The sequence below is a fragment of the Nocardia sp. CA-290969 genome, from assembly GCF_050936135.1.
GTDB lineage: Bacteria > Actinomycetota > Actinomycetes > Mycobacteriales > Mycobacteriaceae > Nocardia.
The window spans coordinates 4730424-4747718 of record NZ_JBNJNJ010000001.1; the positions used below are offsets into that span (position 1 = coordinate 4730424).

A 17295-nucleotide genomic window follows, 5' to 3' on the forward strand; every position below is an offset into this window, starting at 1 on the left:
TACACCGCAGAACACGGGCGGCTCGTTCATCTTGCGGTATAGGGCTCGGCAGCGGGCTCGTTAGCACCGGCGGCTCACTAGACTGTTCACAGCCGTGATCGAGGAGGAGCCGTGTACGTCGAAGAGTTCCGGTCGCCCGGCGCGCTCACCGCGGAATCCGCCGAGGAACTCGCCGCGAGCGCGGCGGGCTACAGTTCCCGCATCACCGTCGCGGCCAACGACCACGCGGTGAACCTGCCGGTTCTCCCGTGGTGCTGGGCCGACCTGGGGATCGGCGAGGGGACCCGGGTGACCATCACCGCCGAGGGCGGCATCCGCCCACCCGACCTCGAGGACCGCCGGGCTCTGGACGCCCTGACCGGCCGTTTCCGCGCGCTGACCAGCACCTGACGATACATTGCTCCGACGGCGCTACCGACCGGGCTCTGGGGGCCGGGCCGAGCGACCGTCGGTCCTCGCTCGGCGAGAGCGACCGCGGCGGTATGCGTCGCCCGGCACAGCTCAGCGCCACTCGTCACCCACCCACACACTGTCGCAGCGTCGGCGGGAATACGCCGCGTGGAGGCAGCCGGGCGCATCTCATTCCGCAGACCGTGCCCGGTCGTGGAGTGCTGCGGTATGCCTCTAGACGCCGAACACCCGTTCCACCACGCGGCGTGCGCGACGGGTGATCCGCAGATAGTTGTCCAGGAATTCGCCGCCGTCGCCGCTGGGCCAGCCCGCCACCCGGGCGACCGCCGACAGGGTACGGCCCGGTCCGGGCAACTGGTCGGTGGGCTTACCGCGCACCAGGACCAGCGCGTTGCGGGCCGCGGTGGCGGTAATCCAGGACTGCCGTAGCAGGTGGGTGTCCTCGGCGCCGAGCAATTCGTGGCGGGCGATGACATCGAGTGATTCCAGGGTGGAGGTGTTGTGCAATTCCGGGACTTCGTGCGCGTGCCGCAACTGCAGCAGTTGCACGGTCCATTCGATATCGGCCAGTCCGCCGCGACCCAGTTTGGTGTGGGTGGCGGGGTCGGCGCCCCGGGGCAGGCGTTCGGAATCCACCCGGGCCTTGATCCGGCGGATTTCGCGCACCGCCTCCGCCGAGACCCCGCCGGCGGGGTAGCGCACCGGGTCGATGGTGTGCAGGAACCGCAAACCGAGGTCCTGATCGCCGGCCACCTGATGCGCCCGCAGCAGGGCCTGCACCTCCCAGGGCTGGGCCCATTGCCGGTAGTAGGCCTCGTAGGCGGTCAGGGTGCGCACGAGCGGGCCGCTGCGGCCTTCGGGTCGTAACCCGGCGTCGACCTGCAGCGGCGGATCGGTACTGGGTGCGCCGAGCAGTTTCTGCACCTGTTCGGCGATTCCGTTGGCCCATTTCACGGCGACGTGTTCCTCTTCGCCGGGCCGGGGTTCGCAGACGAACAGCACATCGGCGTCGGAACCGTACCCCAGTTCCATGCCGCCCAGCCGGCCCATGCCGATCACCGCGAAATCGGCGGGTGCGGGGGCACCGCGTTCGGCCACACTCGCCCGGATCACCGCCCGCAGTGAGGCTTCGAGCACCGCCACCCATACCGACGACAGCGCCGCGCACACCTGCGGCACCTCGAGCAGGCCCAGCAGATCCGCCGACGCCACCCGCGCCAGTTCGTGCCGGCGCAGCGAACGCGCGGTGGCGACGGCACGTTTCGGGTCGTCGTAACGGTCGGCGGCGGTGAGGATGCCGCCGGCCACATCCGCGGGCTGGGTGCGCAGCAGCAACGGGCCCTCGGGGCCGTCGGCGAACATGCGGATGGTTTCGGGGGCGTTGATGAGCAGGTCGGGCAGGTAGGCCGAGGAACCCAGCACCATCATCAGCCGCTGCCCCACCGCGCCCTCGTCGCGCAGCACCCGCAGATACCAGTCCTGGTCGTTGAGGCCTTCCGAGACCCGCCGGTAGGCGAGCAGGCCCGCGTCGGGGTCGGGGGTGTCGCCGAGCCAGGCGAGCAGGGTCGGCAGCAGCAGGGCCTGGATCCGGCCTTTCCGGGAGACCCCGCTGGTGAGCGCCCGCAGATGGCCGAGGGCGTGCTCCGGGTCGGCGTAGCCGAGCGCGGCAAGCTGGCGGACGGCGGCGTCGGGGCTGAGCCGCAACGCCTCCGAGTCGATACTGGCCACCGATTCCAGCAGCGGACGGTAGAAGAGTTTGGTGTGCAGGCGCCGGACGCGGCTGGTGTTGCGGCGCAGTTCGGCCTGCAGCACCCCGGCGGCGTCGCGTTTGCCGTCGGGCCGGATATCGGCGGCCCGCGCCAGCCACCGCATACCTTCCTCGTCGTCGGCGGCGGGCAGGGTGTGCGTGCGTTTGAGCCGCTGCAGCTGCAGCCGGTGTTCCAGCAGGCGCAGGAATTCGTAGGACGCGGTGAGGTTGGCGGCGTCGTCGCGACCCACATATCCGCGCGCGGCCAGCGCGGCCAGCGCTTCCACGGTGCCCTGTACATGCAGTTTCGGATCGACCCGGCCGTGCACGAGTTGCAGCAGCTGCACCGCGAACTCCACATCGCGCAGGCTGCCACTGCCCAGTTTCAGCTCACGTTCCCGCAGATCCTCGGGCACCAGATCTTCCACGCGACGCCGCATGGCCTGCACATCGGGCACGAAATCCGGGCGTTCGGAGGCGGTCCACACCATCGCGTCGGTCGCGGCCCGGTACTGCTCCCCCAGCTCCAGATCACCGGTCATCGGCCGGGCCTTGAGCAGGGCCTGGAATTCCCAGGTCCGGGCCCAGCGCTGGTAGTAGGCCAGATGCGAATCGAGGGTGCGGACCAGGGCACCGGCCTTGCCCTCGGGGCGCAGGGCGGCGTCCACTTCGAAGAACGCCGAACTGCCGACGGTCATCATCTCCGCGGCCAGCCGGGTGGCGACGGAGTCGGCGGGTTCGGCGACGAACACGATATCGACATCGCTGACGTAGTTCAGTTCGCAGGCGCCGCTCTTGCCCATGGCGATCACGGCCAGCCGCACCGGGCACGGTTCGTCGCGGCACACCCGCGCCACCGCCACGGCCAGCGCGGTGGTGAGCGCGGCATCGGCCAGCGCCGTGAGCTGCCGGCCCACCACCTCGTACGGGATGACCGGTTCGTTCTCCACGGTCGCGGCCAGATCCACGGCGGCCAGCAGCATGAGCTGGTCGCGGTAGCGTTTGCGCAGCGCGGCCACCACTTCCGGCCCGGATTCGCGGGCCCGGAACAGCATCGGCGACGCATTCGGCCCGGTTTCGGGTTCGGCGCCGACCACCGCCAGCAGGTCGGCGATCAGTTCGTCGCGCTCGGGCAGTTCTGCGCGGCGCAGCAGAGTCCACGCGTGCGGATCGGCGACCAGGTGATCACCGAACGCGGTGGAGGAGCCGATGAGCGCGAAGAGCCTGCCGCGCAACGTGGTTTCGGTGCGGATCGCCGAATCCAGGGCGTCCCAGTCGTTTCCGAGGGATTCCCGGATCCGGATCAGGGTGTTGAGGGCGAGATCGGCATCCGGTGCGCGCGAGAGCGCCCACAGCACCGCGATGCTGTCGACATTGTCCCAGCCGAGGGTTTTCAGCGAATCGGCGGCCGTCGGCTCGAGCAATCCGAGCCGGCCGGCACCGGGGACGGCGGATCGGGCGGACGGGGGGCGGACCATGAGCCAAAGTTACCCATTGTGCGCCGGGAAGTGTGCCGGACCCCCGTCCGCCGCCGCGTCGTTACAGGCCGAGGTATTCGCTCAGTTCGAACGGCGTCACCTGGGTGCGGTAATCGGCCCACTCCCGCCGCTTGTTGCGCAGGAAGAAATCGAAGACGTGCTCGCCGAGGGTTTCGGCGACCAGTTCCGACCGCTCCATCGCGCGCAGCGCCTCGTCCAGCGTTCCGGGCAGTTCCTTGAACCCCATGGCGCGCCGCTCCGCCGCGGTGAGCGACCAGACGTCGTCCTCCGCCTCGGCCGGCAGTTCGTACCCCTTCTCGATACCGCGCAGGCCGGCGGCCAGCAGCACGGCGAAGGTCAGGTACGGGTTGCAGGCCGAATCGGGGCTGCGGATCTCGACCCGGCGCGAGGACGCCTTGTTCGGCGTGTACATCGGCACCCGGACCAGCGCCGACCGGTTGGACCGGCCCCACGAGGCCGCCGTCGGCGCCTCACCACCGTGGATGAGCCGCTTGTAGGAGTTCACCCACTGGTTGGTGATGGCGCTGATCTCGTGCGCGTGCTCCAGGATGCCGGCGATGAACGCGCGGGCGGTCGCGGAGAGGTTGTCGGGATCGTCCGGATCGGCGAAGGCGTTGGCCTCGCCCTCGAACAGGCTCATATGCGTATGCATGGCCGAGCCGGGGTGCTGGGAGAACGGTTTGGGCATGAATGTCGCACGCACGCCCTCGTCGATGGCGACTTCCTTGATCAGGTACCGGAAGGTCATCACATTGTCGGCCATGGACAGCGCGTCCGCGTAACGCAGATCGATCTCCTGCTGGCCGGGTGCGCCCTCGTGATGGCTGAACTCCACCGAGATACCCATGGATTCGAGGGCGTCGATGGCGTGGCGCCGGAAGTTCGGGGCGGAATCGTGCACGGCCTGATCGAAGAACCCGCCGGTATCGGCGGGGACCGGCGGGAGACCGTCGGCCTGGTTCTTCAGCAGGAAGAATTCGATCTCCGGGTGCACGTAGCAGCTGAACCCGACATCGCCGGCCTTGTTGAGCTGACGGCGCAGCACATGGCGCGGATCGGCCCAGGACGGCGAACCGTCGGGCATGGTGATATCGCAGAACATGCGGGCGGAGTGCTGGTGACCTTTACTCGACGCCCACGGAAGCACCTGGAAGGTGGACGGATCGGGCCGGGCTACCATATCGGCCTCGGAGATCCGGGCGAACCCTTCGATGGCCGACCCGTCGAATCCGATGCCTTCTTCGAACGCCCCCTCGAGTTCGGCGGGCGCGATGGCGACGGACTTGAGATAGCCCAGCACGTCGGTGAACCAGAGACGTACGAAGCGGATGTCCCGCTCTTCGAGCGTCCGCAGCACGAATTCCTTCTGGCGATCCATGACCGCGAGAGTAGGCACCCGGCGTTAAATCCGTGTTACATGGCGTGCTGCGCTGTGTGTCGGCGTCAGCAGCGCAGGCCTTCGGGCGGCGATTTCAGGTCGGTCAGGTAGCTGATCACGGCATCGTCGACGCAGGTCGCGCCACCGTTGAGGACCACGGTGTGGCTGTCGCCCTCGTGGGTGATCAGCGCCGCCCCGAGCTGCTCGGCCAGATCGACACCGGCCTGGTACGGCGTGGCGGGGTCGCCGGTGGTGGATACCACCACGGTCTCCGGCAGACCCTGCACGGAGATCTCGTGCGGTTGGCTGGTGTTGGGCACCGGCCACGTCGCGCACAGTTCCAGCGGGGCCGCGCCGGTTCCGCGGCCGTCGTCGAGGAAGGGGGCCGCGGCCCGGTATTCGGTGTCCTGGCGGCCGGCCACCGCCCGGTCGGTGACGCGCGGATCGTCGACACAGCGGATGGCGTTGAAGGCGTCGGTCAAGTTGCTGTAGCTGCCGTCGTCGCGGCGGCCGTTGTACAGATCGGCGAGCTGCAGCAGGGTATCGCCGCGCCCCTGGCCCAGCTCGGTGAGCCCGACGGTGAGTACCGGCCAGAAATCGGCACTGTAAAGGGTCTGCTGCACACCGGTGATCGCGTCGTTGTAGCTCAGGCCGCGGGGGTCGGTGGTGGCGGCCGGGGTTTCCCACAGCGGGTCGACCAGGGCGCGGAACCGCGGGATCGCCTGCGCCGGGTCGGTGCCCAGCGGGCAGTCCGCCGATTTCACACAGTCGGCGGCGTAGGCGTCGAAGGCCCGCTGGAATCCGGCGGCCTGGCGCAGCGATTCGGCAACCGGGTCCTGGGTGGGGTCGATGGCGCCGTCGAGCACCATCGCGCGCACATTGCCTGGGAATTCCTCGGCGTAGGCCGTGCCGAGGCGGGTGCCGTAGGAGTAGCCGAGATAGGTGAGTTTCGGATCGCCCAGGACCGCACGGATGACATCCATATCCTGGACGACCTCGCGGGTCCCGATATGCGCGAGCAACTCCTCGCCGGTGCGCGCCATACAGAGGTCGGCGTATTCACGGTTCTCGGCCTCGTCGGCGGCGATACCTTCGGGCGTGTTCGGCTCCGGCGGCTCGGCGCGTTCGGCGTCGGCTTCGGGCGGGGTCAGGCAGGTCACCGCGGGGGTGGAGGCGCCGACACCGCGCGGATCGAAGCCCACCCGGTCGAACCGCTCCGCCAGCGGAGTCCCGCCGCCGATCGCCACGGTGGACAGCCCCGACATCCCGGGGCCGCCGGGGTTGAGCAGGAGCGAACCGATCCGGTCGCCGCTTGCGGGCAGTCGCGAGAGGGCCAACTGCGCGGTCGGGCCCGCGGGGTCGGCGTAGTCGATCGGCACCTCGATCCGGGCGCACTGCGCGGCCGGCGGCAGACCCTCCCCGGGCGCGGCATAGCCGGTACACGACCCCCACTGCGGGACCTGCGTGTAGAAGCGGCTCAATTCGGCGGGGACCGGAGCGGGCGGCGCTGTCTGCGCCCCTTGCTCCTCCGCGCAGCCCGTCACCAGGATCGCCACCGCCACCATTGCCAGCACACCCGCCGGCACTCCGCACCCGCTCCGCACCGGCGCCATGCTAGCGCGACCAGCGCCGACACCCGTGGATGTGACCAACCGCACCAGGTCGCGGGCTTAGTTCCGGCTGCGCCGCGGGTGCACACTGGAAGGCGTCAACCGAACCCGGGGACCCGGTCAGGGCCTCGAGGAGACGAAAGGGACGATGATGTCCGAATCATCAGGCATGCCCGATTCCGCCGCGGAAACCCCCGCCTACGGTGCCGCGAAAACTTCCACCTCGGGCGCGGCCGATTCCGCGAAACCCACCCGGCGCCCGACCCGCGTCCAGCATCTGCAGCAGATGAAGGCGACGGGCGAACGCTGGGCCATGCTCACCGCCTACGACTACTCCACCGCCCGGCTCTTCGAAGAGGCAGGTATCCCCGTCCTGCTGATCGGCGATTCCGCCGCCAACGTGGTGTACGGGTACGACACGACCGTCCCCATCACCACCGACGAGCTGATCCCGCTGGTCCGCGGGGTGGTACGCGGCGCCCCGCACGCTTTGGTGGTGGCGGATCTGCCGTTCGGCAGTTACGAGAGCTCCCCCGAACAGGCCCTCGCGACCGCCACCCGCTTCATGAAAGAGGGCGGGGCGCACGCGGTGAAGCTGGAGGGCGGCGAACGCGTCGCCGACCAGATCGCGCTGCTCACCGCCGCCGGTATTCCGGTGATGGCGCATATCGGGTTCACCCCGCAGAGCGTGAACACGCTCGGCGGTTTCCGGGTGCAGGGCCGCGGTGCGGGTGCCGAGGGCTTGCTCGCCGATGCGATCGCGGTGCAGTCCGCGGGCGCGTTCTCGGTGGTGATGGAGATGGTTCCGGCCGATGTGGCGGGCCAGGTGACCCGGAAGCTGACCATCCCGACCATCGGCATCGGCGCCGGTGCCGACTGCGACGCCCAGGTGCTGGTCTGGCAGGACATGGCCGGGTTCACCAGCGGGAAGACCGCGAAGTTCGTGAAGCGGTTCGCCGCGGTGGGCGATGAGCTGCGGACGGCCGCCGCCGCCTACGCCGAGGAGGTCCGGCGCGGGACGTTCCCGGGTCCCGAGCACAGCTTCTGAGCCCGCGTCCGGGCCGGAGCCGCTTCTCACCTCGTTTCGAGATGGCAAACTCGGAGTCGAGAACTTTCGGCTCGAGCACATGAGGTATTGATGCGGCAACGCGCTTGGACAACCGCCCGGACGGCACGGGGCGCCCTGATGGTGGCGGGAGTGTGTGGGGCGGTGCTGCTCACCGCGTGCGGTGGTGTGCAGACCGGTTCACCGGCCGCGAGTTCCTCCGACGCTTCCGCCACCGGTTCGGCCACAACTTCCGCACCGGCCCGCACCAGCGCCGCGCCCAGCACCCCGTTGGAGGTGTCGGACAAGGCCGCGGAGAACCTGTGCGCCATGATGCGTCCGGAGCTGTCGAACTGGCGGGTGCAGGGGCCGACGCTGGGCCGCGTCGGACTGAACCTGATGGCGCACGAATGGGCGCTCACCAACGGGATCGGCAACCCCCAGCTGCTGTCCGATCCCGCGGTGATCGACCGGGCCACGTCGGCGAGCTGCCCGGACGTGCGGACCCAGGCAATCGAGGCGCTCGAACTGCCCGACCTGGCCGCCGGCGTGCTGAGGCTCTGATGCGCGGCCTGTACCCCCCGATAGAACCGTACGACCGGGGCATGCTCGAGGTCGGTGACGGTCAGGCAATCTATTGGGAGACCTGCGGCAACCCCGAGGGCAAACCCGCCGTCTTCCTGCACGGCGGCCCCGGTGGCGGTATCTCCGAACTGAACCGCCGCTATTTCGACCCCGCCCGCTACCGGATCGTGCTGCTGGATCAGCGCGGTTGCGGACGATCCACCCCGCATATCGCCGACGGCGCCGACCTCTCGGTGAACACCACCCCGCATCTGATCGCCGATATCGAGGCGCTGCGCACGGAATTGGGAATCGACCGCTGGCTGGTGTTCGGCGGCTCCTGGGGTTCGACCCTGTCGCTGGCGTACGCGCAGCAGTATCCCGAACGCGTCACCGAACTGGTACTGCGCGGAATTTTCCTGCTGCGCCGCAAAGAAATCGACTGGTATTACAACGGCGGCGCCGGATACGTATATCCGGACGAATGGGAGAAATTCCTCGCGCCGGTACCGGTTTCCGAACGCGACGGCGACCTCGTGGCGGCCTATCACCGCCTGCTGCACGCCGGCGATCCGCGGATCGCGACCGAAGCCGCCGTGGCCTGGTCCACCTGGGAGGCCGCGACCAGTTCGCTGCGCCCGGATCCCCAGCGGGTGACCGATTCCGCCGATCCCCGGTTCGCCCTGGCCTTCGCCAGGATCGAGAACCACTATTTCCGGCACGGCGGTTTCCTCGACGAAGGACAGCTGTTGCGCGATATCGGCGCGATCACCCATCTTCCCGGCGTGATCGTGCAGGGCCGCCACGATATCGTCTGCCCGGCCGTCAGCGCCTGGGACCTGCACCGCGCCTGGCCCGGGTCGCAGCTGCGGATCGTCGACGACGCCGGCCATTCGGCCACCGAACCCGGAATCGTGCACCACCTGGTCGAGGCGACCGATCATTTCGCGGAGCGGCGATGAACCAGAAATCCCGTACCGCCGGTGCCGCCCTCACCGCCGCACTCCGGGCGGATATCGACCGGCTGATCGACGCCGAACCGGATGTCCGTGCCGACGTCGAGGATTCGGTGCACCAGATGCGGGTCGCGACCCGGCGGTTGCGCAGTGTGCTGCGCTCCTACAAACGGCTGCTCGACCCCGACGCGGCGAACCGGATCCGCACCGAACTGGCCTGGCTGGCCGGGATCCTGGGGGTCGCCCGGGACGCGGAGGTCCGTGGCGCGCGCTTCGCCGACCTACTCGACCGCTACGCCGAAAAAGGTACCCCCGCACTGAAATCCACGCGCACCCGCCTGGTCCGGGCCGAGCGCGACCGCTACCGGTCCGCCCACACCGAAATACTCGCGGCCCTGGACAGCAAACGATATCGGGCGATGCGCCGGGAACTGAAAGGGTGGCGTAAGGAGCCGCCACTGACCGAATCCGCGAGCCGGACCCCCGCGGCCGAGGAATTCGACCGGGTACTGCGCGCCGACCGTAAACGCGTGCGCCTGCTCGTGCGCGCCGAGCCCACCGCGGCGCCGGCCGACCGGGTCGAATTGCTGCACGATATCCGCAAGAGCGCCAAGCGGTTACGGTACTCCTGCGAGGCCGCGGCGCCGGTACTCGGCGAGGTCGCCACCGGGCTCGGCGGGCGAGCCAAATATTTGCAGACCGTCCTGGGCAATCACCGCGACGCGGTCGAATCGTACGAGGCGTTACGTGCTCGCGCCGCCGAGGCCCACGCCGCCGGCGAGGATGTCCACCTCTACGAAACGCTCGCCGACGCCGAGGACACCGCGGCCGGCCGCTGCCTGGCCCAGTACCCCGCGGCCGCGGCCGCCATCGACAAATCCTGACCGCCGACAGGCCCGCACCAGCACAGACGGCTCGGGCCGGTACCGAATCCGGTACCGGCCCGAGCCTCGAAAAATATTGCGCGCGTTACTGCAACGCGAGCATCGACCCGTTCAATTCGTGCAACGGGCCGAACACGGTGAACACCACACGCCCGTTCGGGTGCGCGGAAGACACCGCAGCGGCCGCGTCCAGCGCCATCCCGAAGGACGGCGCCGACGGATGCGGAATGGCCGCGAGCGTATGCCCGAAATTCGAATTGTGCACCCACCGGGTATCCGCGGGACTGAGGTCGACCCGCACCCCGCCGGGCAGCGGTGTCACCGCGACCGCACCGGCCGAACCGGCGCCCACGGTGGCGAGAACAGATGCGGCCCCGGCGATAAAAGCTCCGGCTGCCAAGGTACGTGCTACCCGCATATGGTTTGTGACCTGTCTTCGATAGGAATGAATCGGCCCGGCCATACGGATAACCGCCGCCGGCCGAGCCTGCCGACGCGCATACTTTATGACGCCGATCACCTTTTATGCCACCTCTGCACGATTTCTGTGTCCATAAAGCATGCGCGAGGCCCTACCCGGTTACACGGCGCGGCCGCCTCCGGGCCCGGCTTCCCCGCGCTCCGCGAAAGCGTTCACCCATAGCCCCCGACTGCTACTGTGGCGGACCGTAAGCGTTTCGACGATCCCGAGTTGGAGTTCCCTGACGTATGTCCACTCTCATCTATGACTACCTGCTTCCCATCCTCGGCCCGCAGCAGGCCACCGCGCTGGCGCAGATGTTCGTCATCGGTCCCTCGGCCTGAGTTGCCGCTGGATGAACATCGTCCCCCGCCCGGCGGGGGCCGGTGTCCATCTCGTGGAGTTACCATCCGGCCCGTGAAAAGACCGATCGCCCTCCTTCCCGCCGCCCTCGTCGTCCTCGCGCTCGCCGCGACGGCCTGCCAGAGCGAAAGCGCGGCCCCGGAAACCACCGCGGCCGCCACCTCGGCCGCCGCGACCCCCGATACCGCGAAGATCGACCAGGTGAAGGCCGGTTCGTTCGTGATCGGTTTCCGCGGCGCGTTCCCCGCGCTGGCCGCCGGTCGCGACGATGCCGCGATCACGACGCTGTTCACCGAGACCTGCACCGATATCCGGTCCGGCGAACCCCAGGACGCGGCCACCACCGCAATCACCGAACGTCTCGACGGGGCGACACCGCAGGAGGCCCAGGCCGTCTACCAGATGGTCGCGGCCATGTGCGGCCCGCAATAGCCCTGCGCTTCGCAGCTAGGGCGAGTCCCCGGCACCCGGGCCGAATATTTCGGTGGCATACCGCTGCGCCCACCGGGCGAAAGTCATCGCCGGGCGGCCGATGACTTCCTCGGCCACCCGGTTCGGTGGCAGGGTGATCTCGTCCAGCCCGGTGAGCACATTGTCGACGTACCAGGTCGCGGTGTCGCCCATGGTCGGGGTGAGAACCTGGATCGTCTCGTCGCGGGTCGCCCGCAGGAATTCGATATCGCGCCCGAGTGCGGCGGCCAATTCCGCCACCAACTGCGCCCGCGTCAACTTTTCCGGGCCGGTCAGCCAGTAGGCGCGGCCGATATGGCCGTCGCCGGTCAGTGCCGCGGCGGCCACGGCGGCGATATCGTCCATGGCGATCGGGGTGCTGCCGGCCGCCGGGTCGGGTTCGCGGACAGTACCCGTCTCCCGGATCTGACGCGCCCAGACCCCGGTGTTCTCCATGAAATCCCCGGGCCACAGGTGCGTCCACGCGATCCCGCTCGCCTCGACGGCCCGCGCGACCGTGCCCCACCAGCTCTCGGGTTCGCCGGACAGGTCGACGATATGGCGGACGCCGGCGGCACGGGCGCGCGCCAGCACCTCGTCCACTGTGTCCGGGGCCGGCGCCAGGTACATCCGCTCGACTCCGTCCAGCGCGCGGTCCAAGGTTGCGGGCCTGCGCACATACCCGCGGACGGCTTCGACCCCGGCGGGCAGCGCCGCCTTCCCCGGATCGACGGTCAGCGCGCGGATATCGCGCACATCCCGCGCCAGCAGCTCGTCCACGACTTTACGGCCGATATTGCCGGTGGCTCCGGTGACCAGAATCGTCATCTGTTCCCTCCCGTTCGGCGGATGAGCCGGCCTGTAAGCCGGATCCTGTCCCCGGTTCGCACCGGGGGGCGGCCATCCATCTGGGCACACCGTCGCCGGGTACCTCGAGCGGTCCACCCGCAGGCTCGGGCGAGCAGCCCTCGGACACCTGCGCAACCGCACCGCGAGGTGCGATCTTCGACCTTGCTCCGGGCGGGGTTTACCGAGCCGCCCCGGTCACCCGGGGCGCTGGTGCGCTCTTACCGCACCGTTTCACCCTTACCGCGTGGCCTTGCGGCCACGGGCGGTCTGTTTTCTGTGGCACTGTCCCGCGGGTCACCCCGGGTTGCCGTTAGCAACCGCCCTGCTCTGTGGAGTCCGGACTTTCCTCGGCGCCCGGCGTGACACCATCCGATGTCCGTTCCCGGCGCCGCGACCGCCCGGCCGGCTCATCCGCTGCACAGGATACTCGCCGCCGGTTCGAGTCCGGCGCTCCGGCTTCCTCGCGGTCCGGCCCGGGGATCTTGCCGCTCTCCGCGCCACTGCGGGCGCCGGGGTCGTGACCGCGTCCTGCCCAGCCGGACTGACAACGCCGGTGAAACAACAACTCGGTACCGTCACTGATCATGGAGCGTGTCGAGGTCGGCTTCCCGTCGGGAGGTCAGAAGTGTGCCGGCTGGCTGTATCTACCGGCCGGTCCGCCCAAACCTCGCCCCATCGTGGTGATGGGGCACGGGCTGGGGGCGAACCGGGAGATGGGTCTGGATCGGTTCGCGCGGCGATTCGCCGCCGCGGGAATGGGAGTACTGGTTTTCGATTACCGGCATTTCGGTAACAGCGACGGCGACCCGCGGCAGGTCGTCAATCTTGCCCGGCAGCGCGAGGATTGGACCGCCGCGATCGCCTACGCCCGCACGCTGCGTGGCTTCGATGCCACTCGTATCGCGTTGTGGGGAACCTCGCTGGCCGGGGGCCATGTGCTGGCCGTGGCACCGGACGACGCCTATATCGCGGCCGTCGTGGCGCAGGTGCCGTACGTGAGCGGGTTTTCCTCGGCGTGGGCGAAGGGCCCGATCAGTCTGCTGAAGGTGACGACCACGGCGATCACCGATGTCGTGTTCGGCACGATATTCCGGAAACCGGTGCAGATCAGGCTCTCCGGAGGGAAACGGGCGAACGCCATGCTGACGGGCCCGGACGTCCCGGCGGGTTTCGGCCGGCTGGCCGAGGAGAGCCCGTCGTACCGGCCGAAAATCCCGGCCCGCACGGCGTTCCCACTGCTGTTCGGCCGGCCGGGCAGGTATGCGAAGGAACTCAAGATGCCGGTGCTGTACGCACTGTGCGACAAGGATTCGATCACCCCGGTGAAACCCGCGCTGCGGGCGGCGGCGAAAACGAAGCACGCCGTGGTGAAACGCTATCCCGCAGGGCATTTCGATATCTATTTCGACGATGTCTTCGAACAGGCCGTCTACGATCAGACGGAATTCCTGACCTCGGTCCTGCGGCCGTGACGAGCCCGCGGTACCGGATACTGCGCCGATCCGGTACCGCGGCAGTCCGGGGCGGTGATCAGCCGCCCCGGCTCATTTCACGAGCGACAAATTGATCGGGTACTTGTATTCCTGCCCTTTGTTGGCGGCGAGCCCGGCCAGGATCGAGAAGACGATGCCCGCGATCCAGACGATCGGCAACAGCACCAGCCCGATCAGGATGATCGTCAGCAGCGAGGACACCATGATGCTGATGAACAGCAGGATCTGGAAGTTCAGCGCGCTCACCGCATGCCGGCGGACGAACTCGTCGCGGTCCTTGTACATCACCCAGACGATGAGCGGGGCGACGAAACCGAGCAGGATCCCGCCCAGATGCGCCAGCATGGCCCAGGTCTTGGCATCGGAGGGCGATACCGCGGCACCGTAGGGCTGCGGGGTGCCGTACGGCTGCTGCTGGGGATCGCCATAGGGCTGCTGCGGGGCGCCGTACGGTTGCTGTGGCGCCCCGTACTGCGGTTGGGCGCCGAAATCCGGCTGCGACGGATACGGCGGCTGACCCTTGGTCGGGTCGAAGGGCGGCTGAGGAGCGGTCATCACATTCCAAACTGACTGGTGGCAAATACGGTTCGACAATAGAGCGAAACGCCGGTTCCATGGGAGTGCCGAAATCCCACACCTAGGTGAATTGTGCGGCAGGTATGGTGGATGGCAGTATCGGCCCGCCCTTGGGCCGGTCCCGGTGATGGCCCGGATGCGCCGCGAAGCATCCCGTGAATGAAGTGTTTCCCCCGGATGCGGGCCGCCGCACCGATTCCGCCCCACGGGAAGGCTTTTCCCGCCCGCCGATGAGCGCTCCGCGGCAGCGATCGCGCCCGGACCTGCGGCGACAGCGCCGGCAGCGGGCACACAGTTGCTGGGATCATCTGATCGTCGCGCCGTTGTGGCCGAAGCACGGCGTCAATCTCGGCACCATGCTGCGCACCTGCGACGCCGTCGGCGCCTGCCTGGCGGTGCCGCGGTGGCCGTGGATTCCCGAGGCCCTGGCCCAGGGCAATACGCTGCGCCGCCGGCAATGCGTGCACTGGGTCGACGGGCGGGCCGACCGCTGGCTGGACAAACAGCGCCGCGGCGGGGCGGCGGTGATCGGGGTGGAACTCACCGACGAGTCGATCCGGCTCGCCGATCTGCCGGCGGCCCGGCGGCGCACCATCGTCGTTCTCGGCCACGAATCCGACGGAATCCCGCCGGAGGGTCTCGAACATGTCGATCTGACCGTGGAGATCCCGATGGTCGGCACCGGCCACAGCCTGAATGTGGCCGTGGCCGGCAGTCTGGTCCTCTACAAACTGGCCGGGCTCAGCTGACCGAGCCGTGCGATGCGGTCACTGTTTTCTCCGGTGACCGCACCATCGCCGCCGCGGCGATCAAAACCAGCGACAACACCGCCGCGACGAGGAAGGCGGTGTGTACACCGTCGGCGGTGGCCACGATCGGTTCGACGCCCTCGGCGAGTGCCGACTCGGTGCCGCGCGTCATCAGCGTGATGAACAGTGCGGTCCCCGCCGCACCCGCGACCTGCTGCACGGTGCTGACGGTGGCGCTGCCGTGGGAGTACAGCTGCGGCGGCAGCGAACCCAGCGCCGAGGTCATCAACGGGGTCAGGCCGCAGCTGATGCCGGCACTCACGATCACATGTGCGGTGATCACCAGGGCGATCGAGGAATGCTCGTCGAGGGTCGCCAGAATCCAGCAGCCGGCGCTGAGCGCGATCGTGCCGGGCAGCACCAGCGGCCGGGCACCCCACCGATCGAACAGGGCACCGACGAACGGTGCCAGCAAACCCATGACCAGCCCGCCCGGCAGCAGCACCAGCCCGGTGGTGAGGACGTCCTTGCCGAGCACGTTCTGCAAGTAGATCGGCAGCACGATGAGCGCGCCGAACAGGCTCAGCATCAGGCTGCCCATCAGGATGACGGCGAGCCGGAACGGGGCCACCGCGAACGTCCGCAGATCGAGCAGCGCCCGGCCCTTCTCGACCAGCTTCAGCTGGCGCACCACAAAGAGCACCAGGGCCGCCACGCCGACCGTGAGCGATACCCACGGCGGAATCGGTGCGTGCCCGGACGCGGATTCGCCGATACTGCTCAGTCCGTAGACCAGGCCGCCGAACCCGATGGCCGACAACGGAACCGAAAGGTAGTCGAGGTGCGCCTTGCTCGGCTCGGTCACATTCCGCACGAACACCGCGCCGAGCACCAGTGCCAGAATCGCGAACGGCAGGACAATCCAGAACATGGCCCGCCAGCTCAGTGACTGCAGGATGAGCCCGGACACGGTGGGCCCGACGGCCGGAGCCACCGAGATCACGATCGACACCAGCCCCATCGTCCGTCCGCGCGACTGCTCGGGCACCAGATTCAGGATGGTCGTCATCAGCAGCGGAATCATCAACGCCGTGCCCACGGCCTGGACGATCCGGGCCACGATCAGGATTTCGAAACCGGAGGCCAGAGCAGCGAGCACGGTACCCGCGCTGAACAGTGACATCGCGACGATATAGATCGAGCGTAAGGCGAACCGCTGCAGGATGAATCCGGTGGTGGGGATCACCACCGCCATGGTCAGCAGGAAGCCACTGGTCAGCCATTGCGCGGTGGCCGCCGAGATCTCGAGGTCCACCATCAGGGTCGGCAGGGCCACGCTGAGGATGGTCTCGTTGAGGATCACGACGAACGCGGCGACGAGCAGCAACGCGATCAGCAGGAACGCGCCCGGAGCAAGCCTGCCCTCGTGCACCGGGGAGTCGTCGGTTGCCGAAACCGATGTGTCTGTCACCTGGAATTCCGCTCGATAGTGCTGTCGTGTACCGGGCCACCCTAACAAAAATGACAGTCGCTGACATATTGGCAGCGGGTGCCGGGCGGAGGCCGCCGGGAAGTATCCTGTGGCCCGTGCTCTCCGCTACCCCACCCGGTTCGCCGCCGCCGGATCTGCGTGCGCGACGCCGGAACGCCACCCGCATCGATATCCGGGAGGCGGCCCTCGACCTGTTCGAACGCCAAGGCGTCGACCACACCACGAGCGAGGAAATCGCCCGCGCGGCGGGTATCTCCCAGCGGACCTTCTTCCGTTACTTCGCGACGAAAGAGGAATGCGTCCTGTTCGACTCCTACGGTTTCGACGATGCCGTGCACAACTGCCTCGAAACCGCGGATATGCGGTCGCTGACCCTCGCCGATATGGAGGCCGCGATCGGCCGGGCGACCGAGGTCATCGGCAACGACGAACAATGCGAAGCGGCAGTCACCGCCCTGCGGATCCAGAAACTGGTCGCGACCGATGCGGCACTGAGCCGGGCCGCCATCGCCCAATACGCCGACCGGACGAAGCGTTCGATGGCGCTGATCGAAGGACGCTGCTCGCCCGCCGACCGGACCCGCGTACGAACGATCGTCCAAGTGGCGCAGGTCGCGCTGCAGCTCGCGTTCGAGGAGTGGGTCGAGGCCTGTGCACCGGATTCCGCCGGCCGCAGCCTGCCGGAGATCTACCGGACTGTGTGCGCACGTATCCGCACACTCTGACCCGGCACCGGGCGCCGGGTTCTGCGTCCATCCCGGAGCACTGG

General features: G+C 68.7%; 16 protein-coding genes and 1 other RNA gene. 9 read left to right on the forward strand and 8 right to left on the reverse strand.

Going from position 1 to position 17295, the window contains the following annotated elements; all coding sequences use genetic code 11:
• Positions 1-111 precede the first annotated feature (111 nt).
• The gene (locus ACQEVO_RS21625; protein WP_432915975.1) at positions 112-390 is read left to right on the forward strand and encodes an HPr family phosphocarrier protein; all 279 of its coding nucleotides are present in this window, start codon (positions 112-114) and stop codon (positions 388-390) included.
• Positions 391-624: 234 nt separating this feature from the next.
• Here the strand turns inward: ACQEVO_RS21625 and ACQEVO_RS21630 are convergent, their stop codons facing one another.
• The 3 genes from ACQEVO_RS21630 to ACQEVO_RS21640 all read right to left on the reverse strand — a co-directional run bounded on the left by ACQEVO_RS21630 (position 625) and on the right by ACQEVO_RS21640 (position 6648).
• The gene (locus tag ACQEVO_RS21630; protein ID WP_432915977.1) at positions 625-3636 is read right to left on the reverse strand and encodes a bifunctional [glutamine synthetase] adenylyltransferase/[glutamine synthetase]-adenylyl-L-tyrosine phosphorylase; all 3012 of its coding nucleotides are present in this window, start codon (positions 3634-3636) and stop codon (positions 625-627) included.
• Positions 3637-3697: 61 nt separating this feature from the next.
• Positions 3698-5035: a glutamine synthetase family protein gene (locus ACQEVO_RS21635; protein ID WP_432915979.1), complete on the reverse strand. Its 1338-nt coding sequence runs from the start codon at positions 5033-5035 to the stop codon at positions 3698-3700.
• Positions 5036-5100: 65 nt separating this feature from the next.
• Positions 5101-6648: an alpha/beta hydrolase gene (locus ACQEVO_RS21640; RefSeq protein ID WP_432915981.1), complete on the reverse strand. Its 1548-nt coding sequence runs from the start codon at positions 6646-6648 to the stop codon at positions 5101-5103.
• A 166-nt stretch (positions 6649-6814) separates the two neighbouring features.
• On the opposite strand from ACQEVO_RS21640, the gene panB reads away from it, so the two are divergent.
• From panB to ACQEVO_RS21660, 4 genes are all read left to right on the forward strand, one after another.
• On the forward strand, positions 6815-7693 hold the full coding sequence (gene panB, locus ACQEVO_RS21645; protein ID WP_432915983.1) for a 3-methyl-2-oxobutanoate hydroxymethyltransferase: 879 nt from the start codon (positions 6815-6817) through the stop codon (positions 7691-7693).
• Positions 7694-7783: 90 nt separating this feature from the next.
• On the forward strand, positions 7784-8254 hold the full coding sequence (locus ACQEVO_RS21650; protein ID WP_432915985.1) for a hypothetical protein: 471 nt from the start codon (positions 7784-7786) through the stop codon (positions 8252-8254).
• On the forward strand, positions 8254-9216 hold the full coding sequence (pip, locus tag ACQEVO_RS21655) for a prolyl aminopeptidase (RefSeq protein WP_432915987.1): 963 nt from the start codon (positions 8254-8256) through the stop codon (positions 9214-9216). The genes ACQEVO_RS21650 and pip overlap by 1 nt, the downstream gene beginning before the upstream one ends.
• On the forward strand, positions 9213-10094 hold the full coding sequence (locus ACQEVO_RS21660) for a CHAD domain-containing protein (protein ID WP_432915989.1): 882 nt from the start codon (positions 9213-9215) through the stop codon (positions 10092-10094). The genes pip and ACQEVO_RS21660 overlap by 4 nt, the downstream gene beginning before the upstream one ends.
• An 85-nt stretch (positions 10095-10179) precedes the next feature.
• Here ACQEVO_RS21660 and ACQEVO_RS21665 read toward each other — a convergent pair whose 3' ends face one another.
• Positions 10180-10512, reverse strand: a complete 333-nt coding sequence (locus ACQEVO_RS21665) for a hypothetical protein (protein ID WP_432915991.1) — start codon at positions 10510-10512, stop codon at positions 10180-10182.
• A 459-nt stretch (positions 10513-10971) separates the two neighbouring features.
• Here ACQEVO_RS21665 and ACQEVO_RS21670 point away from each other — a divergent pair, with 459 nt between their 5' ends.
• Positions 10972-11349, forward strand: coding sequence for a hypothetical protein (locus tag ACQEVO_RS21670; protein WP_432915993.1), 378 nt, complete (start codon positions 10972-10974; stop codon positions 11347-11349).
• A 15-nt stretch (positions 11350-11364) separates the two neighbouring features.
• Here the strand turns inward: ACQEVO_RS21670 and ACQEVO_RS21675 are convergent, their stop codons facing one another.
• The gene (locus tag ACQEVO_RS21675) at positions 11365-12195 is read right to left on the reverse strand and encodes an NAD(P)H-binding protein (protein WP_432915995.1); all 831 of its coding nucleotides are present in this window, start codon (positions 12193-12195) and stop codon (positions 11365-11367) included.
• Between the two features lie 18 nt (positions 12196-12213).
• An RNA gene (gene rnpB / locus ACQEVO_RS21680) (RNase P RNA component class A) lies at positions 12214-12626 on the reverse strand.
• A gap of 174 nt (positions 12627-12800) precedes the next feature.
• On the opposite strand from rnpB, the gene ACQEVO_RS21685 reads away from it, so the two are divergent.
• Positions 12801-13688, forward strand: a complete 888-nt coding sequence (locus ACQEVO_RS21685; protein WP_432915996.1) for an alpha/beta hydrolase — start codon at positions 12801-12803, stop codon at positions 13686-13688.
• Between the two features lie 72 nt (positions 13689-13760).
• On the opposite strand, the gene ACQEVO_RS21690 is transcribed toward ACQEVO_RS21685, so the two are convergent.
• A complete protein-coding gene (locus ACQEVO_RS21690) occupies positions 13761-14264 on the reverse strand; it encodes a DUF4870 domain-containing protein (protein WP_432915998.1) in 504 nt (167 codons plus the stop codon).
• Positions 14265-14515: 251 nt separating this feature from the next.
• Here ACQEVO_RS21690 and ACQEVO_RS21695 point away from each other — a divergent pair, with 251 nt between their 5' ends.
• Positions 14516-15034, forward strand: a complete 519-nt coding sequence (locus ACQEVO_RS21695) for a TrmH family RNA methyltransferase (protein WP_432916000.1) — start codon at positions 14516-14518, stop codon at positions 15032-15034.
• On the opposite strand, the gene ACQEVO_RS21700 is transcribed toward ACQEVO_RS21695, so the two are convergent.
• A complete protein-coding gene (locus ACQEVO_RS21700) occupies positions 15027-16505 on the reverse strand; it encodes an MDR family MFS transporter (RefSeq protein ID WP_432916002.1) in 1479 nt (492 codons plus the stop codon). The two genes, ACQEVO_RS21695 and ACQEVO_RS21700, sit on opposite strands and share 8 nt — an antisense overlap.
• Before the next feature lie 116 nt (positions 16506-16621).
• On the opposite strand from ACQEVO_RS21700, the gene ACQEVO_RS21705 reads away from it, so the two are divergent.
• On the forward strand, positions 16622-17251 hold the full coding sequence (locus tag ACQEVO_RS21705) for a TetR family transcriptional regulator (protein ID WP_432916004.1): 630 nt from the start codon (positions 16622-16624) through the stop codon (positions 17249-17251).
• The last annotated feature ends 44 nt before the right edge of the window (positions 17252-17295 follow it).